This is a genomic window from Streptomyces sp. NPDC057474 (assembly GCF_042802555.1).
Classification (GTDB): Bacteria; Actinomycetota; Actinomycetes; order Streptomycetales; family Streptomycetaceae; genus Streptomyces.
The window spans coordinates 1-22444 of sequence record NZ_JBHVDX010000177.1 but is presented as its reverse complement, the minus strand read 5'-3'; the positions used below and the strand labels follow the sequence as shown (position 1 = coordinate 22444).

Below are 22444 nucleotides of genomic sequence, written 5' to 3'. Positions count from 1 at the left end.
CTCCAGGAGGAGGCGCAGTCCGGGCCGCCGCGCCGTTCGGCCCTGGCCGAGCTGACCGACGACTGGCTCGCGGGCCTCTTCGGCGCGGGCGCCGCCGAGCCGCGGGGGGTCTCCCTCGTGGCCGTCGGCGGATACGGGCGCGGCGAACTCTCGCCACGCAGCGATCTTGATCTGCTGCTCCTGCACGACGGGTCCGACGAACGGGCGGTGGCCGCGCTGGCCGACCGCATCTGGTACCCAGTCTGGGACCTGGGGCTGGCCCTCGACCACTCCGTGCGCACCCCCGCCGAGGCCCGCAAGACCGCCGGCGAGGACCTCAAGGTGCAGCTGGGGCTGCTGGACGCCCGGCACATCGCCGGTGATCTGGGACTGACCGCCGGGCTGCGGACCGCTGTCCTCGCCGACTGGCGCAACCAGGCGCCCAAACGACTCCCGGAACTGCAGGAGCTCTGCGCCGAGCGGGCCGAGCGGCAGGGAGAGCTGCAGTACCTGCTGGAACCCGACCTCAAGGAGGCGCGCGGCGGACTGCGCGACGCGACCGCCCTGCGCGCCGTCGCCGCCTCCTGGCTCGCCGACGCCCCGCGCGAGGGGCTCGCCGACGCCCGGCGTCGGCTTCTCGACGTGCGGGACGCGCTGCATCTCACCACCGGGCGCGCGACCGACCGGCTCGCGCTCCAGGAGCAGGACCAGGTCGCCGCCGAGCTGGGGCTGCTGGACGCCGACACACTGCTGCGTCAGGTGTACGAGGCCGCGCGGGTCATCTCGTACGCCAGCGATGTGACCTGGCGTGAAGTGGGGCGCGTCCTGCGTTCGCGCGCCGTGCGGCCCCGGCTGCGCGCCATGCTCGGTGGTGGGAAGCCGGCCCCCGAGCGGTCGCCGCTGGCCGAGGGCGTGGTCGAGCAGGACGGCGAGGTCGTGCTCGCGCGGGCGGCCAAGCCCGACCGGGACCCTGTGCTGCCCCTGCGCGCCGCCGCCGCTGCCGCCCAGGCCGGGCTGCCGCTCTCCCTGCACGCCGTACGACGTCTGGCGGCCGCCGCCCGGCCGCTGCCGACGCCCTGGCCCGCCGAGGCGCGCGAGCAGCTCGTCACCCTGCTGGGTTCGGGGCGCCCGACCGTCGACGTCTGGGAGGCGCTGGAGGCTGAGGGCCTCATCACCCACCTGCTGCCCGACTGGGAGCGGGTGCGCTGTCGGCCGCAACGCAACGCCGTGCACATCTGGACCGTCGACCGGCACCTCATCGAGACCGCCGTCCGGGCCTCCGAACTGACCCGCCGGGTCCACCGGCCCGACCTCCTGCTCGTCGCCGCGCTGCTGCACGACATCGGCAAGGGCTGGCCCGGCGACCACTCCGTCGCGGGCGAGATCATCGCCAAGGACGTGGCGGCCAGGATCGGCTTCGACCGCGACGACGTGGCGGTGCTCTCCACCCTCGTACGCCACCATCTGCTGCTCGTCGACACGGCCACCCGGCGTGACCTGGAGGACCCGGCCACCGTACGGTCCGTGGCCGACGCCGTCGGATCGCCGGGCACGCTCGAACTGCTGCACGCGCTGACCGAGTCGGACGCGCTGGCCACCGGGCCCGCCGCCTGGTCGTCGTGGCGTGCCTCGCTCGTGTCCGAGCTGGTCCAGCGGGTTGACGCGCTGTTCGCCGGGGACGTTACGGAGGAGCCGGAGCCCGGGGAGACCAGCGCCGAGCAGGAGCGGCTCGCCATCGAGGCGTTCCGCACGGGCGGGCCGGTGCTGTCGCTGCGAGCGCAGACGGAGACCGCCGCCGAGGAGAAGGACGAGAAGGCCGACCCCGAGCCGCTCGGGGTGGAACTCCTCATCGCCGTACCCGACCAGGCGGGCGTCCTGCCCGCGGTCGCCGGTGTGCTCGCCATGCACCGGCTGACCGTGCGCACGGCCGAACTCCGGACGTTCGACCTCCCGGACGGCGTCGAGGGCTCGGTACTGCTGCTGAACTGGCGGGTGGCCGCCGAGTACGGCTCGCTGCCCCAGGCGGCACGCCTCCGCGCGGATCTCGTACGGGCCCTGGACGGGTCGCTGGACATCGCCGGGCGGCTGGCCGAGCGGGACGCGGCCTATCCCCGGCGGCGGGGTGTCGTCGCGCCCCCACCGCGCGTCGCGGTGGCCGCGGCGGCCTCCCGGCACGCCACGGTCATCGAGGTGCGCGCCCAGGACGCCCCCGGGCTGCTCCACCGGATCGGGCGCGCGCTGGAGGACGCGCATGTTCGGGTGCGCAGCGCGCACGTCAGCACGCTGGGCGCCAACGCCGTGGACGCCTTCTACGTGACCGGGCCGCAGGGTGCACCGCTGCCGGGCGACGAGGCGGCGTCCGTGGCGCGGAAGCTGGAGGAGATGCTGCGCGGCTGAGCACGGCGGGTACGGGGCCCGTCCCGCCCCGCACCCGTGCGGGGCGGGTTCCGCCACCACTATCCACAGGGGTGGAGACCCGACCACACCCAGACAGATACCCTGGAGGGCGACCCAGACTGCCCCCGACTCCGAGGACCGACACCGCCGTGTTCGATACGCTCTCCGATCGCCTCTCAGCGACTTTCAAGAACCTGCGGGGCAAGGGACGCCTTTCCGAGGCGGACATCGACGCCACGGCGCGCGAGATCCGCATCGCGCTCCTGGAAGCGGATGTCGCGCTGCCGGTCGTCCGGGGCTTCATCAAGAACGTCAAGGAGCGCGCGCTCGGCGCCGAGGTCTCCAAGGCGCTCAACCCCGCCCAGCAGATTCTCAAGATCGTCAACGAGGAGCTGGTCGGGATCCTCGGCGGCGAGACCCGCCGCCTCCGCTTCGCCAAGAACCCGCCGACCGTGATCATGCTCGCGGGTCTGCAGGGTGCCGGTAAGACGACCCTCGCGGGCAAGCTGGGCTTCTGGCTGAAGGAGCAGGGTCACTCGCCGCTGCTCGTCGCCTGTGACCTCCAGCGCCCGAACGCCGTGAACCAGCTCAGCGTCGTCGCCGAGCGCGCGGGCGTCGCGGTCTACGCCCCCGAGCCGGGCAACGGCGTGGGCGACCCGGTCAAGGTCGCCAAGGACTCCATCGAGTTCGCCAAGTCGAAGGTCCACGACATCGTGGTCGTCGACACCGCGGGCCGCCTGGGCATCGACCAGGAAATGATGCGGCAGGCCGCCGACATCCGGGACGCGGTCTCCCCGGACGAGATCCTCTTCGTCGTCGACTCGATGATCGGTCAGGACGCCGTCAACACGGCCGAGTCCTTCCGTGACGGCGTCGGCTTCGACGGCGTGGTCCTCTCCAAGCTCGACGGTGACGCCCGTGGTGGTGCCGCCCTGTCGATCGCCTCGGTCACCGGCAAGCCGATCATGTTCGCGTCGAACGGCGAGAAGCTCGACGAGTTCGACCAGTTCCACCCGGACCGGATGGCCTCCCGCATCCTCGACATGGGTGACCTGCTCACCCTGATCGAGCAGGCGGAGAAGACCTTCAGCCAGGAAGAGGCCGCCAAGATGGCGGGCAAACTGGCGTCCAAGAAGGGGCAGGACTTCACGCTCGACGACTTCCTGGCTCAGATGGAGCAGGTCAGGAAGATGGGCAGCATCAGCAAGCTGCTCGGCATGCTGCCCGGCATGGGCCAGATCAAGGACCAGATCAACAACATCGACGAGCGCGACGTCGACCGCACCGCCGCGATCATCAAGTCGATGACCCCCGGCGAGCGCCAGGAACCGACGATCATCAACGGCTCGCGCCGCGCCCGTATCGCCAAGGGTTCCGGTGTCGAGGTCAGCGCGGTGAAGAACCTCGTCGAGCGGTTCTTCGAGGCCCGCAAGATGATGTCCCGCATGGCCCAGGGCGGCGGTATGCCCGGGATGCCGGGAATGCCCGGCATGGGTGGCGGTCCCGGCCGGTCCAAGAAGCAGCCGAAGCAGGCCAAGGGCAAGCAGCGCTCCGGCAACCCGATGAAGCGCAAGCAGCAGGAGCAGGAGGAGGCCGCCCGCCGCGCCGCCGGCGCCCAGGGCGGTGCCCTCGGACTGCCTGGCCAACAGGGCGCTCAGGACTTCGAGCTGCCGGACGAGTTCAAGAAGTTCATGGGCTGACAGGCCGAAATGGCGGACGCCGCGTGACCGGCCGGGGGGTGTGGCCGGGCGCGCGGCGCCGGGTGCCGTGCGTGGACGGCGTGAGTGTGGTGTCGCTCGTGGTGCTTCTGGTGGCAACTCCCGTATGCAGATGTGTTGTTCCCCTGAACGATGCGTCAGGCTATGGGCGCCGTGCGGCACTTGGCCAAGCGAAAGCGCTACCGGCCCGCTTTCTTCACATCATTCACACCCACATCGGAAGAAGTCTCGAAGACCTTCTCAGGGTTCCCCGAAACGCTCGGGGACTGCCCCGAAGTCATCGGGACGTGCCCCGAGTCCTTCAGGGCGTCCGCGCGATCAGGTAGCGGAACACGTTTGGCATCCAGACAGTGCCGTCCCGGCGGCGGTGCGGGTGCAGGGCCTCGGTCAGTTCCTTGTCCACCTGGGCCTGGTCGGTGGCCCTGATCGCCGCGTCGAACAGACCGGTCGACAGCAACCCCCGTACCGCGTTGTCCACATTGGCGTACCCGAAGGGGCAGGCCACGCGTCCGGAGCCGTCCGGCTTCAGGCCGGCCCGCTGGGCGACCTCCTCCAGGTCGTCCCTCAGTGCCGGGCGCCAACTGCCCGCGCTGCGCAGGGGATCGGCGAGCTTCGTGGCCACGCGGAGCACGGCGGACGTGCTGCAGCGCTCCGGCGGGCCCCAGCCGGCGAGGACCACGGGGGTGCCGCGTTCCGCGAGCGGGGTCGCCGAGGCGAGCACTTCGCCGAGGCCCTCGGAGTCCCCGGCAAGACAGCCGATCGGCTCGAAGGCGGTCACCAGGTTGTACAACGGGTCGCCGGGGGCGCGGGCCGCGTCCTCGGGGACGCCTTCGACGACCCGCGTGCCGGCACGCGCGCGCATGCCCCATGCCTGCGGCAGCAGCCGCTCCCGTGCGAGTGCCATTCTCTCGGGCGAGGCGGAGTCGACGCCGGTCACCGCGGCGCCCCGCGACGCCGCCATGAGCAGAGCGAGCCCCGACCCGCAGCCGAGGCCGAGCAGCCGCGTCCCGGTGCCGACGTCGAGCCGCCGGTGGACGGCCTCGTAGAGCGGTACCAGCATCCGTTCCTGGATCTCGACCCAGTCACGCGCGCGTGCACACCGGTCCACGCGGGGTGCGGTCCCCGCGCGAGGCAGTTGCTGCCGCACGAGCGTAGGTGTCATATCGAAAGCGCCCCAATCCGCCGTGAGTTGCGTTTGCCGGATTTCCTGGCCCCCCGTGGCAGTGCGCGCTCGCACTCCCCCCGTATGCCAGGAAACTCCGCACCCGGCGAGTCGTCCAGGGGTCTCGGACACCGGCTTGCGGACTGTCCGTGCGTGGGCAAAAGAATTCACATCCCCGCAACGTGGACCCGTACCATCGCGCCATGGCAAAGGCACCCGTACTCACGCCCCGCGCGGACGACTTCCCGCGCTGGTACCAGGATCTGATCACCAAGGCCGAGCTGGCCGACAACGGTCCGGTGCGCGGCACCATGGTGATCCGACCGTACGGGTACGGGCTGTGGGAGCGGATGCAGCAGGAGATGGACGCCCGGATCAAGGAGACGGGCACGCAGAACGCGTACTTCCCGCTCCTGATCCCGCAGTCGTACCTCGCCCGGGAGGCCGAGCACGTCGAGGGCTTCGCGCCCGAGCTGGCCGTGGTGACGCACGGCGGCGGCAAGGACCTCGAAGAGCCCGCCGTGGTCCGCCCCACCTCCGAGATGATCATCAACGAGTACTTCTCGAAGTGGGTACAGAGCTACCGTGACCTCCCGCTGCTGATCAACCAGTGGGCGAACGTGGTCCGTTGGGAGCTGCGCCCCCGCCTCTTCCTCCGCACCAGCGAGTTCCTCTGGCAGGAGGGCCACACGGCGCACGCGACGTACGAGGAGGCGCGCGACTTCGCCGCGCACATCCACCGCGAGGTCTACGAGGACTTCATGGTGAACGTCCTCGCGATGGACGTCGTCCCCGGCCGCAAGACCGTCAAGGAGCGCTTCGCGGGCGCCATCAACACCCTCACCCTCGAAGGCATGATGGGCGACGGCAAGGCCCTCCAAATGGCCACCAGTCACGAACTGGGCCAGAACTTCGCCAAGGCCTTCAACACCCGGTACCTGTCGAAGGAAGGCAAGCAGGAGCTCGTCTGGCAGACGTCCTGGGGCTCCACCACCCGCATGATCGGCGCCCTGGTGATGATGCAGGGCGACGACAACGGCCTCCGGGTCCCGCCTCGGCTGGCCCAGGTCCAGGCCGTCGTCCTCGCGATCAAGGGCGACGACGCGGTTCTGGCCAAGGTCCGCGAGCTCGGGGCGCGGCTGAAGGCGGCGGGCATCCGGGTCCAGGTGGACGACCGCACGGACGTCCCGTTCGGTCGCCGCGCCGTCGACTGGGAGCTCAAGGGCGTCCCCGTACGCATCGAGGTCGGCCCCCGTGACCTGGAGAACGGCACCGCGATGCTGGCCCGTCGCATCCCGGGCGGCAAGGAACCGGTCGCCGTCGACTCACTCGTACGCCTGCTGCCCACGATTCTCGAGGAGGACCAGGCGCTCCTGCTGAAGCAGTCGCGCGAGCGCCGTGAGTCCCGTACGACCGAGGTGTCCACGCTCGACGAGGCGATCGAGGCCGCCGCGGCCGGCGGCTGGGCGCGTATCCCCTGGTCGACGCTGGGCGAGGACGGCGAGACCAAGCTCGGGGAGCACGCCGTGACCGTACGGTGTCTGGTCGCCGAGGACGGGTCGGTGCCCGACTCCTACGACGCACCCGGTAACGTCGCCGTCGTGGCGCGCGCTTACTAGAGCGCGCCGTTCCGCCCGGAGGGCGACCGAAACGCCCCTTGCGCATCTGACGACCACAGGCGCCCCGGTGCGCGGACCTCGTCTACGCGCCGGGGCGTACGTGTTAATACGTACCGCCTTGGGAGGAGCTGTGAGGCTTCTCCGCAGATCAGCGCACCCGCCCTCGTCAGGACGCACTAGTGGCAACTGACGGGTACGTGCAAATTATTTGGGATGGCCCGGAATCGGAACACAGGGGCACTCCGGCTCGTTGTCATTACGTGAGCACGACACAGACACCACCTGTTCTCGCCGCAGAACTGGCACAGGCGTGGGCCGACATTCAACGGCACCACCCCGAGCTGCCAGATCTTGCCGCTCCCGAGTCCCTGATCGGAGAGTCGTCGTCCGCCTGCGGGCACGAACTCTCCTTCGAGCGACTGCTCCATGAGGCAGTCCATGGCATCGCCGCCGCGCGCGGAGTCCGCGACACCTCTCGGGCCGGCCGATACCACAACCGCAGATTCCTCGCGATCGCCGAGGAACTCGGCCTCGACCACCAGGAGGAACCGCACCCCAGCAGCGGTTTCTCGCTGGTCACGCTCAACCCCGAGGCCAAGCGTCGCTACCGCCCGACCATCGACAGACTGCATCGCGCCCTCAAGGCCCACACCGCCGCGACCTCCGAGGACACGGCCCGCAGCTTCCGGGGTCCGGCCGCTCGGCACGGCTCCTCCGGCGGCGGCGTCCGCGTCAAGGCCGTCTGCGACTGCGGCCGCAACGTCCGGGTCGTCCCGTCCGTACTCGCCCAGGCCCCCATCGTCTGCGGCGGCTGCGGCAAGCCCTTCCGGATCCCGGAGGTCGTGGGCGCGGCGTGATCGGACGACGAGCTGGGAGGACGGCTGCTCGTGGCAGCCGTACGCAGCTCGTGGGCTCGGGTTCAGCCGCACCGCAGGGTGCCGTCATGGGGCCTCACCCGCTTGCGGGCAGTCGCGCCGCTGAGGCGGCGCGGGTGGGCGCGGCGGCACCTTGCATGCGCCGGTAAGCGAAAAGCACCCCTGGCGCCGGGTGCCGTTCCGGCATGGCTTCGCGCAGCCCTGGTAAGAGGCGAAGCGCGGTGTGTGGCAGAATGGTCAGCTGTACTCGACAGTCGCACAGGACCCCTCTCTCCTCCGGCTGACGCGTCCATCGGGCACTCGGGTACCGCAACCCCACGCGGCTCTCTCGCCGTGCCCAACCACGTCAAATCCAGGAGAACCAACTCCCGTGGCAGTCAAGATCAAGCTGAAGCGTCTGGGCAAGATCCGTTCGCCTCACTACCGCATCGTCGTCGCCGACTCCCGCACCCGCCGTGACGGCCGTGCGATCGAGGAGATCGGCAAGTACCACCCGACGTACCACCCGTCGGTCATCGAGGTCGACGAGGAGCGCGTCGCGTACTGGCTGGGTGTCGGCGCGCAGCCGACCGAGCCCGTGCTCGCCATCCTGAAGAAGACCGGCGACTGGCAGAAGTTCAAGGGCGAGCCCGCTCCGGCGCCGCTCCTCGTGGCTCAGCCGAAGTCCGCGCGCCCGTCGTTCGAGGCCCTGGGCGGCGACGACGAGGGCAAGGGTGAGGCGATCACCCAGAAGAAGAAGACCGACAAGAAGGACGAGGCTGCCGCCGAGTCCGAGTCGACCGAGGCCTGAGCATGCTCGAGGAGGCTCTCGAGCACCTCGTCAAGGGCATCGTCGACTATCCCGACGATGTGCAGGTCGCTTCCCGCGACCTGCGCCGCGGGCGCGTACTCGAGGTCCGGGTCCACCCCGACGACCTCGGCAAGGTGATCGGCCGCAACGGCCGTACCGCCCGCGCCCTGCGTACCGTCGTGGGCGCCATCGGCGGCCGAGGTGTCCGTGTCGACCTCGTCGACGTGGATCACGTCCGCTGACGAAGATTCGCAGCACCGGCTCGGGCCGGGGAGGGCCACTGGGCCGTCCCCGGCCCGTAGTCGTATGACAGGAGATCAAGCACAGTGCAGCTCGTAGTCGCACGGATCGGCCGCGCCCACGGCATCAAGGGCGAGGTCACCGTCGAGGTCCGCACCGACGAGCCGGAACTCCGGCTAGGCCCCGGCGCCGTCCTGTTCACGGACCCCGCCTCGACGGGTCCGCTCACCATCGAGACCGGCCGGGTCCACAGCGGCCGGCTGCTCCTGCGCTTCGAGGGCGTCCGCGACCGCAACGCCGCCGAGGCCCTCCGCAACACCCTGCTGATCGCGGAGGTGGACCCGGAGGAGCTGCCGGAGGAAGAGGACGAGTACTACGACCACCAGCTGATGGACCTGGACGTGGTCACCAAGGACGGAGTCGAGGTCGGCCGGATCATCGAGATCTCGCACCTGCCGTCCCAGGACCTCTTCATCGTCGAGCGGTCCGACGGCAGCGAGGTGATGATCCCGTTCGTCGAGAAGATCGTCACCGAGATCGACCTGACCGAGCAGCGGGCCGTCATCGACCCGCCGCCGGGCCTGATCGACGACCGGGCGGAGATCGCGTCCGCCCGGGACGCCGCCGCGGACTCCGCGGGGTCGGCCGGGGACGAGGCCTGATGCGGCTCGACGTCGTCACGATCTTCCCCGAGTACCTCGAACCCCTGAACGTCTCCCTCGTCGGCAAGGCACGCGCGCGTGGGCAGCTGAACGTGCACGTCCACGACCTGCGGGAATGGACGTACGACCGGCACAACACCGTCGACGACACCCCGTACGGCGGCGGCCCCGGCATGGTCATGAAGACCGCCCCCTGGGGCGACGCGCTCGACGACGTGCTGGCTCAGGGCTACGAGACCGGGTCCGCCCGGCCTGCGCTCGTCGTCCCCACTCCCAGCGGCCGCCCCTTCACGCAGGCGCTCGCCGTCGAACTTTCCGAGCGCCCCTGGCTGGTCTTCGCACCGGCGCGTTACGAGGGCATCGACCGCCGCGTGATCGACGAGTACGCCACCCGGATGCCCGTCTACGAGGTGTCCATCGGCGACTACGTGCTCGCCGGCGGCGAGGCGGCCGTCCTCGTCGTCACCGAGGCCGTGGCGCGGCTGCTGCCCGGCGTCCTCGGCAACGCCGAGTCCCACCGGGACGACTCCTTCGCGCCCGGCGCCATGGCCAACCTCCTGGAAGGGCCGGTCTACACGAAGCCCCCCGAGTGGCGCGGCCGAGACATCCCCGAGGTGCTGCTCAGCGGCCACCACGGCAAGATCGCTCGCTGGCGGCGGGACGAGGCCCTGAAACGTACGGCGGCCAACCGGCCCGACCTCATCGAGCACTGCGACCCCAAGGCCTTCGACAAGAAGGACCGCGAAATGCTCTCCATCCTGGGCTGGGCCCCGGATCCGGAGGGGGAGTCGCACGGCCGATTTTGGCGGCGGCCGGAGGGCGTGGAAGAATAGGCCGCTGTTGTGCGTCGTCCGGCGCGCGCCCCTGCCGCAGGGGGACACGACGCCCGCCCCGACACGGACAGCATCCTTCGAAACACCTAGCTCCCGCCTATGACCTGTGGCATGGGCGAAGAAAGCAGACGAAATGTCTCACCTGCTCGACTCCGTCGACTCCGCGTCGCTGCGCAGCGACATCCCGGCCTTCCGCCCGGGTGACACCGTCAACGTCCACGTCCGCGTCATCGAGGGCAACCGCTCCCGTGTGCAGCAGTTCAAGGGCGTTGTGATCCGTCGCCAGGGCGCCGGTGTCCGGGAGACCTTCACGGTCCGCAAGGTCTCGTTCTCCGTCGGCGTCGAGCGCACCTTCCCGGTGCACACCCCGATCGTCGAGAAGATCGAGCTCGTCACCCGTGGTGACGTCCGTCGCGCGAAGCTGTACTACCTGCGCGAGCTGCGCGGCAAGGCGGCGAAGATCAAGGAGAAGCGCGACAACTGATCGCGCGCTCGGGTCGCGACCCGAGTCACAAAAGGTCGTCACAGCGGGGCCGGATACGATCTGGCCCCGATGGACACCGAAGCACAGCATCACATGGAGCGCGACCGTTCCCCCCGCCCTTCCGGCGACGAGGTCTCCGAGGAGATCTCCGACACGGGAGGGCCGGAGGAGCGGTCGCGTTTCGCATGGGTGGACCGGACCACCGCATGGGTGCCGGGCGGGAGATACACCCTGACCGTGCTGATCTGCCTGCTTTTTCTGGCGCTCTTCAGCAACTTCGTGATGCAGCCGTTCCAGATTCCCAGCAGCTCCATGGCCGACTCATTGAGGATCGGGGACCGCGTTCTCGTAAATAAGTTGGCGTACCGTTTCGGATCTGAGCCGCAGCGCGGTGACGTCGTCGTCTTCGACGGCACCGGCTACTTCGGGAACGCCCACTACGTCAAGCGCGTTGTCGGCGTGGGGGGAGACCGGGTGGTCTGCTGCGACCAGGAGGGGAGGCTTGAGGTGAACGGCCGGTGGGTCGACGAGTCGTCGTTTCTGTACCCGGGCGACAGCCCGTCGAACGTACCCTTCGACGTGGTCGTCCCCGAGGGCAGGCTGTTCCTCCTCGGCGACCACCGCAGTGACTCCAGCGATTCCCGCGACCACCTGGGATCGCCCGGCGGCGGCATGGTCCCCCTCGACTCCGTGATCGGCCGGGCCGACTGGATCGCCTGGCCCGCCGACCACTGGACGCGGCTGGACCGTCCGGACGCCTATGCGCGCGTGCCCGCCGTCGGCGGTGCGCATGGGTAACCGTGGCAAACCCCGCGGTGCCGCTCCCAGCACCCCGGCCGCCAACCTGCTGCCCACCGGTTCACGGCGGTCCGGCGGGGCCGCCCGGCCGAGCCGGGTCGAGCGGCGCAAGCTCGCCCGCAAGATCAAGCGACGCAGGCGTCGCTCCGCGGTCAAGGAGATCCCGCTCCTCGTCGGTGTCGCCGTCCTGATAGCCCTGGTCCTCAAGACCTTCCTCGTCCAGGCGTTCGTGATCCCGTCGGGCTCCATGGAGCAGACGATCCAGATCGGCGACCGTGTCCTGGTCGACAAGCTCACGCCCTGGTTCGGCTCCAAGCCCACCCGTGGGGACGTCGTCGTCTTCAAGGACCCGGGCGGCTGGTTGGAGGACGAGCAGACGACTGCGGCCACCGAGGACCCGATCGTCATCAAGCAGATAAAGGAAGGCCTGCAGTTCATCGGCCTCCTCCCGTCCGACGACGAGCAGGACCTGATCAAGCGGGTCGTCGCGGTCGGCGGCGACACCGTCAAGTGCTGCGACACTCAGGGCCGCGTCACGGTCAACGGCATGCCGCTGGACGAGACGGCGTACATCCACCCCGGCAACCAGCCCTCGACCCAGCAGTTCCAGGTGACCGTGCCCCAGGGCCGGCTCTGGGTGATGGGCGACCACCGGGAGAACTCCGCCGACTCGCGCGCCCACCAGTCCGACGATTCGAAAACGGCGCAGTACGGCGGTACGGTCCCGCAGGATGCCGTCGTGGGCCGGGCCGTGGTCATCGCCTGGCCGGTCGGTCACTGGGGACAGTTGGAGGAGCCGGACACATTCTCCGTCGTGCCAAGCGGGTCGACCACCGCCCTCGGCGCTTCGCATAGGGTGGCCTCCGCGGATCGAAACGGATTGATCCCCCTCCCGACCCCTGCGGAACTCCCGCTCGTTATGGGAGTGGTGGGCCTGCACCGGCTGTGGCGCGGGCGGCGGTACGGAGTGAGGAGTGGATGTGGGGGATTTGGCGGTCGGCGCACGGTCCGGACACGGTGGTTCCGAAGAACGGCCGGAGCGATCCGACGAGGCGGCTTCCCCGGCCGCGGAGAACGTGGAGGGCGCCGTGAGTTCCGAAAGTTCCGCCGACTCCGGGAGTGACTCCCCGGGCGGAGCGGACGGCGGCGACGGCGCCCGGACCTCGGTCGACGACGGCGACCAGCACGAACGGCCCAGGAAGAAGCAGCGTTCCTTCTGGAAGGAACTGCCGATCCTGGTCGGTATCGCGCTGGTTCTCGCGCTGCTGATCAAGACCTTCCTGGTGCAGGCGTTCTCCATCCCGTCCGACTCGATGCAGAACACCCTGCAGGAGGGCGACCGGGTTCTGGTCGACAAGCTCACCCCGTGGTTCGGCTCCGAGCCCGAGCGCGGCGAGGTCGTCGTCTTCCACGACCCGGACGGCTGGCTGGACGGCGAACCCACCCTGGAGCCCAACGCCGTGCAGCGTGTACTCGGCTGGATCGGCCTGATGCCGTCCGCCGAGGAGAAGGACCTCATCAAGCGGGTCATCGGCGTCGCCGGCGACACCGTGGAGTGCAACGGCACGGGACCGCTCAAGGTCAACGGCAAGGCGCTGAACGAGCCGTACGTGTACCCGGGCAACACCCCCTGCACCGTCGACGACACCGGCGGTCAGTTCAAGGTGAAGGTGCCCAAGGGCAAAATCTGGGTCATGGGCGACCACCGGCAGAACTCGCTGGACTCCCGCTACCACCAGAACGACACGAACAAGGGCATGGTCCCCGCGAGCCAGGTCGTGGGCCGCGCGATCGTGGTCGCCTGGCCGCCCACCCGCTGGTCCACGCTGCCGATTCCCGACACCTTCGACCAGAACCTGAGCGCCGCCGCTCCCGGCGCGCTCGGCCTCGCGGGCGCGGTGCCGCTGGTGCTGTGGCGCAGGCGCCGCCTTCTGGCCACCGAAAGCCCGAGGGTTTCTGGCACAGGTACCGCCGGGTAGGGTGCCGTCCCAGATCGCCGATCTTCCGCGGCCCGCACGGGGCCCGGACGGTCGATTCTCCGACCTGGGGGAGCACTGGGATGAGCGGGACGACAAGTCGTACGGACGAGGGCCGCGGACGGCTCGGCAGCAAGCTGTCGGGACTGGCCGTGGCCCTCGGCTGTGTGCTCTTCCTGGGCGGCTTCCTGTGGGGCGCGATCGCCTACGCGCCCTACACCGTGCCCACCGACTCCATGGCACCCACCATCACCTCCGGGGACCGCATACTCGCCGAGCGGATCGACGGCGCCGAGATCAAGCGCGGTGACGTGGTGGTCTTCCGGCAGGAGACCTGGGGCAACACACCCATGGTCAAGCGGGTCGTCGCGGTCGGCGGGGACACGGTCGCCTGTTGCACGGACGGCAAGCTGACCGTCAACGGCGAGAAGATCGACGAGGCGTATCTGCCCGAGGGCCAGGCCGCCGAGCTGACCGGTATCCCCGAGATCACCGTCCCCAAGGGCCGGCTGTTCCTCCTCGGCGACGAGCGCAGCGGCTCCCTGGACTCCACCGCGCACCTCACGGAGGCCGGCAACGGCACGGTGCCGCGCACCAACGTGGACGCGCGCGTGGACGCCGTCGTCTGGCCCATGGACGGCATGCTGGCCCGCCCCACGGGTTTCGAGAAGCTCGAAGCGCTCTCCTCTCCCGGCCCGCTGCGACTGATCACCACCGCGCTGGTCGTGGGCATGGTGCTCGTCCTGGGAGGCGCGGCCTACGGACCCGTCGCCAAGCTGATCGGCGGACGCGGCCGTACGACGCAGTCGGAGCCGGCCGGTGTCGCCTGAGGGCACACCCGGGGACACGTACGAGGGCGGGCTGCGCAGGGTGGCCCGGGTGATCCTGCTGGATCCGCGGGAGCGCATCCTGCTGCTGCATGGGCACGAGCCGGACGATCCGGCCGACGACTGGTGGTTCACGCCCGGTGGCGGTGTGGAGGGCGCGGAGACCCGCGAGGAGGCCGCCCTGCGGGAACTCGTGGAGGAGACCGGGATCACGGACGTGGAGCTCGGCCCCGTGCTCTGGCGGCGGATGTGTTCCTTCCCCTTCGCCGGACGCCGCTGGGACCAGGACGAGTGGTACTACCTCGCCCGAACCACCGCTACGCACCAGGTGGTGCCCGCCGCGGCGGGCCTCACGGAGCTGGAACGACGCAGTGTCGCCGGAGCACGCTGGTGGACGTGCGGTGAACTGGCCCGGGCGCATGAGACGGTGTACCCGACCAGACTCGCCGAACTGCTCCGCACACTGCTCGACGAGGGTCCCCCGGCCAGACCCGTGGTCCTCGACACCGAAATTGTCTAGGGGCTCGCGGGACTGGCGCACAATGGTGGGATCGCACGGCTGAAGGGGAACATGCCATGAGCGCCGAGGACCTCGAGAAGTACGAGACCGAGATGGAGCTGAAGCTCTACCGGGAGTACCGCGATGTCGTCGGTCTGTTCAAATACGTGATCGAGACCGAACGGCGCTTCTACCTGACCAACGACTACGAGATGCAGGTGCACTCGGTCCAGGGTGAGGTGTTCTTCGAGGTGTCGATGGCGGACGCCTGGGTCTGGGACATGTACCGGCCGGCTCGGTTCGTGAAGCAGGTGCGGGTACTCACGTTCAAGGACGTGAACATCGAGGAGCTGAACAAGAGCGATCTTGAGCTGCCGGGCAGCTGAGGTCGGTTCGGGGGCGGTGGGTCGTCACCCGTGTGGGTGATGAAGTTATCCACAAACGGCCGCTTGTCCACCAAGATCCAATAGTGGGCTGAGTCACCCTCAGTGTTGGCGCCGGAGGTGGTGCCGACATGAGCAAGGCACGAGGCGACAACGCACGAGGCAACATCGGGCGGGGCAACAACGCGCGAGGTGCGCTCGGCAGGTACGGCGAGGAACTGGCCGCGCGGCGGCTGGCCGAGGCCGGGATGACGGTCCTGGAGCGCAACTGGCGCAGCGGCAGGACCGGCGAGATCGACATCGTGGCCCGCGACGGGGACGCGCTGGTCGTCTGCGAGGTGAAGACCCGCAGGGCCGGCCCCTTCGAACACCCCTTGGCGGCCGTCACGACCACCAAGGTGGAACGACTGCGCGGCCTCGCCGAACGCTGGCTGCAGGAACATGGAGGGAGTCCGCCGGGCGGCGTCCGCATCGACGTCGTCGGCGTCGTCCTCCCCGACCGCGGCGCCCCCGTCGTGGAACACGTGCGGGGGGTGGCCTGATGGGATTCGCCCGGACGTGTTCCGTGGCTCTCGTCGGTGTCGAGGGCGTCGTCGTCGAGGTCCAGGCCGACCTGGAACCGGGGGTGGCGGCCTTCACGCTGGTGGGGCTGCCGGACAAGAGTCTGACGGAGAGCAAGGACCGGGTCAGGGCTGCTGTGGTGAACTCGGGCGCCGAGTGGCCGCAGAAGAAGCTGACGGTGGGGCTCAGTCCCGCATCGGTGCCAAAGGCCGGCAGCGGGTTCGACCTCGCGGTCGCCTGCGCGGTCCTGGGCGCCTCCGAGCGGATCGATCCGCGGGTGATTTCCGACATCGTGATGATCGGCGAGCTGGGACTCGACGGGCGTGTCCGACCGGTACGGGGCATCCTGCCTGCCGTGCTGGCCGCCGCCGAGGCCGGATACGAGCAGGTGGTGGTGCCGGAGTGCGCTGCCGCGGAGGCCTCGCTGGTGCCCGGCGTCTCGGTACTGGGCGTGCGCACCCTGCGGCAGTTGATCGCCGTGCTGGCGGATGAACCCGTGCCGGACGAGGAAGCCGACGAGGGCCGCCCGGACCCTCTCATGGCGGGACTTCGGCTCCCGGGCACGGGGGCGGCCACCGGGATGCACACCGCGGGAGCCGCGCAGCAGGACCTGGGCCACGACCTCGCCGATGTCGTCGGTCAGCTTGCGGCCCGGACCGCTGTGGAGATCGCGGCGGCCGGCGGACACCACCTCTTCCTGGAAGGGCCGCCGGGCGCGGGCAAGACGATGCTTGCCGAGCGACTGCCGGCCCTCCTGCCGAAGCTGGCCAGGGAGGAGTCTCTGGAGGTCACGGCGGTCCACTCGATCGCCGGTCTGCTGCCGGCGGGGAAACCGCTGGTCGACGTGGCGCCCTACTGTGCGCCACACCACTCGGCCACGATGCAGGCCCTCGTCGGTGGCGGCCAGGGCATCGCACGGCCCGGCGCGGTCTCCCTCGCCCACCGCGGGGTGCTGTTCCTCGACGAGACCCCCGAGTTCAGCAGTCAGGTGCTGGACGCCCTGCGGCAGCCGCTGGAGGCGGGGCACGTCGTGATCGCGCGCAGCGCGGGAGTGGTGCGGTTCCCGGCGAAATTCCTGATGGTGCTCGCTGCGAATCCCTGTCCCTGTGGTCGCTTCTCGCGGACGGACGACTTGTGCGAGTGTCCGCCCGCGTCGATCCGCCGCTATCAGGCCCGGCTCTCCGGGCCGCTGCTGGACCGGGTCGACCTCCGGGTCGAGGTCGACCGAATCACCCGGTCCGAACTCACCCGGCGCGGGGCCCGGGGCGAGTCCACGGCGACGGTGGCCGACCGAGTGCGCTCGGCCAGGGAACGGGCGACCGCCCGTCTGCTGGGCACACCCTGGCGGACGAACAGCGAGGTACCGGGGCGTGAACTGCGCAGCCGGTGGCACGCGACCCCGGGCGCGATGGACGAGGCCGAGCGCTCCTTGGAGCGGGGAGTGCTGACCGCGCGCGGTCTGGACCGGGTGCTCCGGGTCGCCTGGACCATCGCCGACCTCGTCGGCCACGACCGCCCTGACGCGACGGACGTCAACCTGGGCCTGCAACTGCGCACCGGAGTTCCGCGCGGGGTGCCGATGGCGATCGGGGCGCTGATGTGAGGCCCGAGACCTGTGGCTCATCGGCCGGTGAGTCATGACCGGCGGCGGTGCGCCGGATGCCGAGCGGCTCGAAAGGGCCTTTCTGGCCCGTGTCCTCGAACCCGGAGACGGACTCGGAGGGCGGTGGCTGCGGGAGTTCGGAGCCCGGGAAGTGGTGCGGAGGCTCTCCGGGGGCGGGCGACCGCTGCCGGAGGCCTCGGAGAAGCGGTGGACGGGACTGTGCGCCCGCGCCGGGCGCGCCGACCCCGAAGGGGACCTGGCCCACGCGAGGGAGGCCGGGGTCCGGTTCCTCGTGCCCGGGGATGGAGAGTGGCCCGGACAGTTGGACGACCTCGGCGACGGGCGGCCCGTGGGGTTGTGGGTGCGGGGCAAGGCCAATGTGCGGATCTGGGCGTTGCGGTCCGTGGCTGTGGTGGGGGCGCGGGCCTGTACGGAGTACGGGGCCCATATGGCGGCCGCGCTGGGGGCCGGGCTGGCCGAGCGAGGGTGGGTGGTCGTGTCCGGCGGCGCGTACGGAGTGGACGGGGCCGCGCATCGGGGGGCCCTCGGGGTCGGTGGGGCGACCGTCGCCGTGCTGGCCTGCGGGGTGGACCGGCCGTATCCCAGGGGGCATGTGCAGTTGATCAGCAGGATCGCCGAACAGGGTCTCGTGGTGGGGGAGTTGCCACCGGGGGAGCATCCGACGCCGAGCCGGTTCATTCTGCGGAACCGTGTCATCGCCGCGCTCACCAGAGGGACCGTGGTCGTGGAGGCGGCCTACCGCAGCGGCGCGCTGGTCACGGCGCGTGCGGCGCAGCGGTTGGGGCGGTTCGCCATGGGCGTGCCGGGGCCCGCGACCTCGGCCCTCTCGGCCGGTGTGCACGAACTGCTGCGGGGCGACGCCGTGCTCGTGTCCGACGCCGCCGAAGTCGTCGAGCTGGTGGGTGACATGGGAGAGCTGGCGCCCGACCGACGGGGACCCGTGCTCCCCCGTGACCTGCTGGAACCCGGCGCGCGGCAGGTTCTCGCCGCGCTACCGGGTCGGGGGACCACGGCCGCCGACGAGGTCGCCCGGGGTGCGGGGACGACGGTGGACGACGCGGTCGGGAGACTGTACGAACTCCGCGCACTTGGTTACGTCGAACGACACGGCGACGGCTGGAAGTTGACACGCCAGGCGATGATCTCCGTCTCGTCGGATCGGAGGCCAAGCTGACCGAGCGTGTTCGGCCGTCCGGGGGAATGCCGACAGCCTTGCAGTTTCCGGCAGTTGGCGTTCCGGCCCGGTCACACAGTGCGATCACTGTAACCCCGTGGAGCGTCGAGCGGAACGTATCTGCGCACCGGCGAGCCCCCGCCCTTCGCGCATTGCGACTCTCCAGTCACGCTACGCTCACGAGGGATCCGACTCAGGACAGGCACTCGACATCAGACCGACAGCTCACCCAGGCACCCCCAGTTCACGGCAGAACGGCACAAGGCGACGAATGCCCCAGCACACCTCCGGGTCTGACCGGACGGCGGTACCCTCCGCCGCTCGCGGCACCGTGCGCCCGCCCGCCCCCTCGACACTCGACGAGCTGTGGCGGACGTACAAGACGACGGGCGACGAACGGCTGCGCGAGCAGTTGATCCTGCACTACTCACCGCTGGTGAAGTACGTCGCGGGCCGGGTGAGCGTCGGACTGCCGGCCAACGTCGAGCAGGCCGACTTCGTCTCCTCCGGGGTCTTCGGGCTCATCGACGCGATCGAGAAGTTCGACATCGACCGGGAGATCAAGTTCGAGACGTACGCGATCACCCGGATCCGGGGCGCCATGATCGACGAACTGCGCGCGTTGGACTGGATCCCCCGGTCGGTGCGGCAGAAGGCACGCAACGTGGAGCGGGCCTACGCCACCCTGGAGTCGCGGCTCAGACGTACCCCGAGCGAGGGCGAGGTGGCAGCCGAGATGGGTATCGCGGTCGACGAACTCCACTCGGTCTTCAGTCAGTTGTCGCTGGCCAACGTGGTGGCGCTGGAGGAGCTGCTGCACGTCGGGGGCGAGGGCGGCGACCGGCTGAGCCTCATGGACACGCTGGAGGACACCGCCGCGGACAACCCGGTCGAGGTCGCCGAGGACCGGGAGCTGCGCCGCTTCCTGGCGCGGGCCATCAACACGCTGCCGGAGCGGGAGAAGACCGTCGTCACGCTGTACTACTACGAGGGGCTCACGCTCGCGGAGATCGGGAACGTGCTGGGGGTCACCGAGAGCCGGGTGAGCCAGATCCACACGAAGTCGGTGCTGCAGCTGCGTGCGAAGCTGGCGAGTTTCGGCCGTTGACCCGGTCCGAACTGGCCGGATGCCGTATGCGTCCCGGCTTCGGAGGGGGGTCGGGCGGGGGCTGGTCGAGGAAAGGCTCTCCCGTGGGTGGCGGTCCGTCCGTAAAGTGGATGACGTGCCAAGGATTCGAGCGGCCTCCGTGGCCGAGCACCGGTCGATGCAGCGAGCCGCCCTGCTGGACGCGGCTCGGTCCCTGCTGTCCGAGGGCGGGACGGAGGCGCTGACGTTCCCGGCGCTCGCCGAGCGCACGGGGCTGGCGCGGTCGTCCGTGTACGAGTACTTCCGGTCGCGGGCCGCCGTGGTCGAGGAACTGTGCGAGGTCGACTTTCCCGTCTGGGCGGCGGAGGTCGAGGCGGCGATGGCCGCGGTCGAGCGGCCCGAGGGCAAGGTCGAGGCGTACGTCCGCGCGCAGCTGGGACTGGTCGGGGACCGGCGGCACCGGGCCGTGGTGGCGATCTCGGCGAGTGAGCTGGACGCGGGGGCGCGGGAGAAGATCCGAGCCGCCCACGGTGGGCTCGTCGCGATGATCGTGGAGGCGCTCGCGGCGCTGGGGCAGGCGGAGCCTCGATTGGCCGCGATGCTGCTGCAGGGGGTCGTGGACGCGGCTGTGCGGCGTATCGAACTGGGGGCCGCCGAGGATCCCTCCGCGATCACTGAGGCGGCCGTGGGGATGGCTCTGCGGGGTGTGCGGGGCTGAGCCCTGTGTGGGGCTGAGCCCTCGTGGCTTGGTGTCCTCCGCTGGGCCGGCGGGGTCGGTTTCACTCACCGGCGCTTGCAGGGTGCCGCTGCGCCCACCCGTGCCGCCCCTAGACGGCACGACTGCCCGCGGCTAGGGACAGTCTGAGAGAGGCCGGCGATGGGGCTACTCGGGCACCGGCAGTAGACGCGATGGGCCTCTCCGTAGGAGCCACGGCGGCAGGAGAGACAGCGGGTCCAGGTAGGTCTCGGCTCTGCGCAGGCCCCAGTGGAGGCATGCGGTGGGGCAGTGGGACGGAGAGGCTTCCAGGATGCCCAGGGTCGTGCCCGCGGTTACCTCGTCGCCCTTCTTGACTGATGCCTGGACCGGCTCGTAGGTCGTGCGGAGGGGCGGGTCGCCGGTGCCGGTCAGCTCGATCGCGATGACTCCCCGGCCCGCCACCCGGCCCGCGAAGGAGACGCGGCCCGATGCCACCGCGCGTACCGGGGAGCCGACCGGGGCGGACAGGTCGACGCCTCGGTGACCTCGGGCGTAGGGGGTGGGCGGGGGCTCCCAGGTGCGGACCACCAGCGGGCGGAGGCCCACGGGCCAGGCGCGGCCCATCACGGGGACGCGATCCTCGGGGGCCGGCACCCCGGGGCCGGCGCGTGGGGGTGTCATCCAGGCCGTGGCCAGGAGGGTTGCCGTCAGGCACAACACCAAAGCCGACCATGTACCCGACCATGTACCCGTCCGTGTACCCGTCCGTCGTCGGTTCGTTCGCTCGTGAGTCATGGCAGAAGCGTCCTGTGAGCGGCACGATCATGGCCGGGATCTGTGGAGTACTCGCCGGTTGTGGATATCGGCGTCACCCGGGACCCCGCGGGTCCCGTACACTTCTGGTGGCGATCCGGGTCACCGGGTCGACTTCGCACGCCCCGGTACGAGGCCCGTCTGTGGTCTGTATCTGCGCCCCTCGGTCCTTTGTGGCAACGGCGCATCGCGGGCGTCAGGCGCGGGAGCCGTCCGGCTCTCGCGGCACAACCGAGAAATTCAAGGAGAACGGCCATGGCCGTCGTCACGATGCGGGAGCTGCTGGAAAGCGGCGTCCACTTCGGTCACCAGACCCGTCGCTGGAACCCGAAGATGAAGCGCTTCATCTTCACCGAGCGCAACGGCATCTACATCATCGACCTGCTCCAGTCGCTGTCGTACATCGACCGCGCCTACGAGTTCGTCAAGGAGACCGTCGCCCACGGCGGCACGGTCATGTTCGTCGGTACGAAGAAGCAGGCGCAGGAGGCGATCGCCGAGCAGGCGACCCGCGTCGGCATGCCCTACGTCAACCAGCGCTGGCTGGGCGGCATGCTCACCAACTTCTCGACCGTCTACAAGCGTCTGCAGCGCCTCAAGGAGCTCGAGCAGATCGACTTCGAGGACGTCGCCGCGTCGGGTCTCACCAAGAAGGAGCTTCTCGTGCTCTCGCGCGAGAAGGCCAAGCTGGAGAAGACCCTCGGTGGTATCCGCGAGATGTCCAAGGTGCCCAGCGCCGTCTGGATCGTGGACACCAAGAAGGAGCACATCGCGGTCGGTGAGGCCCGGAAGCTCAACATCCCGGTCGTCGCCATCCTCGACACCAACTGCGACCCCGACGAGGTCGACTACAAGATCCCCGGCAACGACGACGCGATCCGCTCCGTCACGCTGCTCACCCGTGTGATCGCGGACGCGGTCGCCGAGGGCCTCATCTCCCGCTCCCGGGTCGCCACCGAGGGCAAGGGCGACAAGGCCGCGGGCGAGCCGCTGGCCGCGTGGGAGCGCGACCTGCTCGAGGGTGAGAAGAAGGCCGACGAGGCTCCGGCCGCCGCTGAGGCCCCGGCTGCCGCCGAGGCCCCCGCTGAGGCTGAGGCCCCCGCTGAGGCTCCGGCCGAGGCCGCTGCCGAGGCTCCCGCTGCTGAGGCTCCCGCCGCCGAGGAGGCCCCGGCCGCCGCTGAGGCTCCGGCCGCGGACGCCGAGCAGGCCTGACCTTCACGGTCGTAGAGCTGTCGAGGTGACGGCG

Annotated in this window: 23 protein-coding genes; 21 read left to right on the top strand and 2 right to left on the bottom strand. The window is 70.3% G+C overall.

The annotated features are described in order from the left end of the window. A partial coding sequence (locus ACFU53_RS35080) for a [protein-PII] uridylyltransferase (protein ID WP_384001785.1) occupies positions 1–2376 on the top strand: 2376 nt, incomplete at its 5' end. Positions 2377–2525: 149 nt separating this feature from the next. Next, the gene (gene ffh / locus ACFU53_RS35075; protein ID WP_384001782.1) at positions 2526–4076 is read left to right on the top strand and encodes a signal recognition particle protein; all 1551 of its coding nucleotides are present in this window, start codon (positions 2526–2528) and stop codon (positions 4074–4076) included. Positions 4077–4395: 319 nt separating this feature from the next. Here ffh and ACFU53_RS35070 read toward each other — a convergent pair whose 3' ends face one another. Then, positions 4396–5256 carry an SAM-dependent methyltransferase gene (locus ACFU53_RS35070; RefSeq protein ID WP_384001779.1) on the bottom strand — a complete coding sequence of 287 codons (861 nt, stop codon included), beginning with the start codon at positions 5254–5256 and terminating at the stop codon, positions 4396–4398. A gap of 203 nt (positions 5257–5459) precedes the next feature. On the opposite strand from ACFU53_RS35070, the gene proS reads away from it, so the two are divergent. The 18 genes from proS to ACFU53_RS34980 all read left to right on the top strand — a co-directional run bounded on the left by proS (position 5460) and on the right by ACFU53_RS34980 (position 20406). Continuing rightward, entirely contained in the window at positions 5460–6875 is a 1416-nt protein-coding gene (gene proS / locus ACFU53_RS35065) for a proline--tRNA ligase (protein ID WP_384001776.1), read from the top strand. A gap of 260 nt (positions 6876–7135) precedes the next feature. Continuing rightward, complete coding sequence (locus ACFU53_RS35060) at positions 7136–7732, top strand: hypothetical protein (RefSeq protein ID WP_384001773.1); 597 nt, start codon at positions 7136–7138, stop codon at positions 7730–7732. Between the two features lie 388 nt (positions 7733–8120). Then, complete coding sequence (rpsP, locus tag ACFU53_RS35055; protein WP_384001770.1) at positions 8121–8540, top strand: 30S ribosomal protein S16; 420 nt, start codon at positions 8121–8123, stop codon at positions 8538–8540. A 2-nt stretch (positions 8541–8542) separates the two neighbouring features. Beyond that, positions 8543–8782: an RNA-binding protein gene (locus ACFU53_RS35050; protein ID WP_013000410.1), complete on the top strand. Its 240-nt coding sequence runs from the start codon at positions 8543–8545 to the stop codon at positions 8780–8782. Positions 8783–8866: 84 nt separating this feature from the next. Beyond that, on the top strand, positions 8867–9442 hold the full coding sequence (gene rimM / locus ACFU53_RS35045; protein WP_384001767.1) for a ribosome maturation factor RimM: 576 nt from the start codon (positions 8867–8869) through the stop codon (positions 9440–9442). After that, a complete protein-coding gene (trmD, locus tag ACFU53_RS35040) occupies positions 9442–10275 on the top strand; it encodes a tRNA (guanosine(37)-N1)-methyltransferase TrmD (RefSeq protein WP_384001764.1) in 834 nt (277 codons plus the stop codon). The genes rimM and trmD overlap by 1 nt, the downstream gene beginning before the upstream one ends. Before the next feature lie 133 nt (positions 10276–10408). Continuing rightward, the gene (rplS, locus tag ACFU53_RS35035) at positions 10409–10759 is read left to right on the top strand and encodes a 50S ribosomal protein L19 (RefSeq protein WP_013000407.1); all 351 of its coding nucleotides are present in this window, start codon (positions 10409–10411) and stop codon (positions 10757–10759) included. Between the two features lie 69 nt (positions 10760–10828). Next, on the top strand, positions 10829–11557 hold the full coding sequence (gene lepB / locus ACFU53_RS35030; RefSeq protein ID WP_384001760.1) for a signal peptidase I: 729 nt from the start codon (positions 10829–10831) through the stop codon (positions 11555–11557). Continuing rightward, positions 11550–12680 carry a signal peptidase I gene (lepB, locus tag ACFU53_RS35025; RefSeq protein ID WP_384001757.1) on the top strand — a complete coding sequence of 377 codons (1131 nt, stop codon included), beginning with the start codon at positions 11550–11552 and terminating at the stop codon, positions 12678–12680. Before lepB (ACFU53_RS35030) ends, lepB (ACFU53_RS35025) begins: the two co-directional genes overlap by 8 nt. Further along, on the top strand, positions 12646–13536 hold the full coding sequence (gene lepB / locus ACFU53_RS35020; RefSeq protein ID WP_384001754.1) for a signal peptidase I: 891 nt from the start codon (positions 12646–12648) through the stop codon (positions 13534–13536). Before lepB (ACFU53_RS35025) ends, lepB (ACFU53_RS35020) begins: the two co-directional genes overlap by 35 nt. 80 nt (positions 13537–13616) lie before the next feature. Further along, positions 13617–14363: a signal peptidase I gene (lepB, locus tag ACFU53_RS35015; protein WP_384001752.1), complete on the top strand. Its 747-nt coding sequence runs from the start codon at positions 13617–13619 to the stop codon at positions 14361–14363. Further along, positions 14353–14880, top strand: coding sequence for an NUDIX hydrolase (locus tag ACFU53_RS35010; RefSeq protein ID WP_384001750.1), 528 nt, complete (start codon positions 14353–14355; stop codon positions 14878–14880). The genes lepB (ACFU53_RS35015) and ACFU53_RS35010 overlap by 11 nt, the downstream gene beginning before the upstream one ends. A 56-nt stretch (positions 14881–14936) precedes the next feature. Continuing rightward, a complete protein-coding gene (locus ACFU53_RS35005) occupies positions 14937–15245 on the top strand; it encodes a DUF2469 domain-containing protein (RefSeq protein ID WP_005311352.1) in 309 nt (102 codons plus the stop codon). Positions 15246–15373: 128 nt separating this feature from the next. Next, positions 15374–15784: a YraN family protein gene (locus tag ACFU53_RS35000; protein ID WP_384001748.1), complete on the top strand. Its 411-nt coding sequence runs from the start codon at positions 15374–15376 to the stop codon at positions 15782–15784. Next, positions 15784–17406, top strand: coding sequence for a YifB family Mg chelatase-like AAA ATPase (locus tag ACFU53_RS34995; protein WP_384001746.1), 1623 nt, complete (start codon positions 15784–15786; stop codon positions 17404–17406). Before ACFU53_RS35000 ends, ACFU53_RS34995 begins: the two co-directional genes overlap by 1 nt. A gap of 34 nt (positions 17407–17440) precedes the next feature. After that, positions 17441–18601 carry a DNA-processing protein DprA gene (gene dprA / locus ACFU53_RS34990; protein ID WP_384001744.1) on the top strand — a complete coding sequence of 387 codons (1161 nt, stop codon included), beginning with the start codon at positions 17441–17443 and terminating at the stop codon, positions 18599–18601. Positions 18602–18872: 271 nt separating this feature from the next. Continuing rightward, on the top strand, positions 18873–19709 hold the full coding sequence (gene whiG, locus ACFU53_RS34985; RefSeq protein WP_384001742.1) for an RNA polymerase sigma factor WhiG: 837 nt from the start codon (positions 18873–18875) through the stop codon (positions 19707–19709). A gap of 139 nt (positions 19710–19848) precedes the next feature. Continuing rightward, positions 19849–20406 (top strand): TetR/AcrR family transcriptional regulator, encoded by a 558-nt coding sequence (locus ACFU53_RS34980; RefSeq protein ID WP_384001788.1) that lies wholly within the window; start codon positions 19849–19851, stop codon positions 20404–20406. Between the two features lie 165 nt (positions 20407–20571). On the opposite strand, the gene ACFU53_RS34975 is transcribed toward ACFU53_RS34980, so the two are convergent. Continuing rightward, complete coding sequence (locus ACFU53_RS34975; protein ID WP_384001739.1) at positions 20572–21180, bottom strand: peptidoglycan DD-metalloendopeptidase family protein; 609 nt, start codon at positions 21178–21180, stop codon at positions 20572–20574. A gap of 273 nt (positions 21181–21453) precedes the next feature. On the opposite strand from ACFU53_RS34975, the gene rpsB reads away from it, so the two are divergent. Continuing rightward, a complete protein-coding gene (gene rpsB, locus ACFU53_RS34970) occupies positions 21454–22410 on the top strand; it encodes a 30S ribosomal protein S2 (RefSeq protein WP_384001736.1) in 957 nt (318 codons plus the stop codon). Positions 22411–22444: the final 34 nt, after the last annotated feature.

Excerpts from the sequence above, each read along its gene's own strand:
- ACFU53_RS35070 (WP_384001779.1), bottom strand. The coding sequence starts at position 5,256 with ATGACACCTACGCTCGTGCGGCAGCAACTGCCTCGCGCGGGGACCGCA.
- proS (WP_384001776.1), top strand. The coding sequence starts at position 5,460 with ATGGCAAAGGCACCCGTACTCACGCCCCGCGCGGACGACTTCCCGCGC.
- ACFU53_RS35050 (WP_013000410.1), top strand. The coding sequence starts at position 8,543 with ATGCTCGAGGAGGCTCTCGAGCACCTCGTCAAGGGCATCGTCGACTAT.
- trmD (WP_384001764.1), top strand. The coding sequence starts at position 9,442 with ATGCGGCTCGACGTCGTCACGATCTTCCCCGAGTACCTCGAACCCCTG.
- rplS (WP_013000407.1), top strand. The coding sequence starts at position 10,409 with ATGTCTCACCTGCTCGACTCCGTCGACTCCGCGTCGCTGCGCAGCGAC.
- lepB (WP_384001760.1), top strand. The coding sequence starts at position 10,829 with ATGGACACCGAAGCACAGCATCACATGGAGCGCGACCGTTCCCCCCGC.
- lepB (WP_384001757.1), top strand. The coding sequence starts at position 11,550 with ATGGGTAACCGTGGCAAACCCCGCGGTGCCGCTCCCAGCACCCCGGCC.
- lepB (WP_384001752.1), top strand. The coding sequence starts at position 13,617 with ATGAGCGGGACGACAAGTCGTACGGACGAGGGCCGCGGACGGCTCGGC.
- ACFU53_RS35005 (WP_005311352.1), top strand. The coding sequence starts at position 14,937 with ATGAGCGCCGAGGACCTCGAGAAGTACGAGACCGAGATGGAGCTGAAG.
- ACFU53_RS35000 (WP_384001748.1), top strand. The coding sequence starts at position 15,374 with ATGAGCAAGGCACGAGGCGACAACGCACGAGGCAACATCGGGCGGGGC.
- ACFU53_RS34995 (WP_384001746.1), top strand. The coding sequence starts at position 15,784 with ATGGGATTCGCCCGGACGTGTTCCGTGGCTCTCGTCGGTGTCGAGGGC.
- dprA (WP_384001744.1), top strand. The coding sequence starts at position 17,441 with ATGACCGGCGGCGGTGCGCCGGATGCCGAGCGGCTCGAAAGGGCCTTT.
- whiG (WP_384001742.1), top strand. The coding sequence starts at position 18,873 with ATGCCCCAGCACACCTCCGGGTCTGACCGGACGGCGGTACCCTCCGCC.
- ACFU53_RS34975 (WP_384001739.1), bottom strand. The coding sequence starts at position 21,180 with ATGACTCACGAGCGAACGAACCGACGACGGACGGGTACACGGACGGGT.
- rpsB (WP_384001736.1), top strand. The coding sequence starts at position 21,454 with ATGGCCGTCGTCACGATGCGGGAGCTGCTGGAAAGCGGCGTCCACTTC.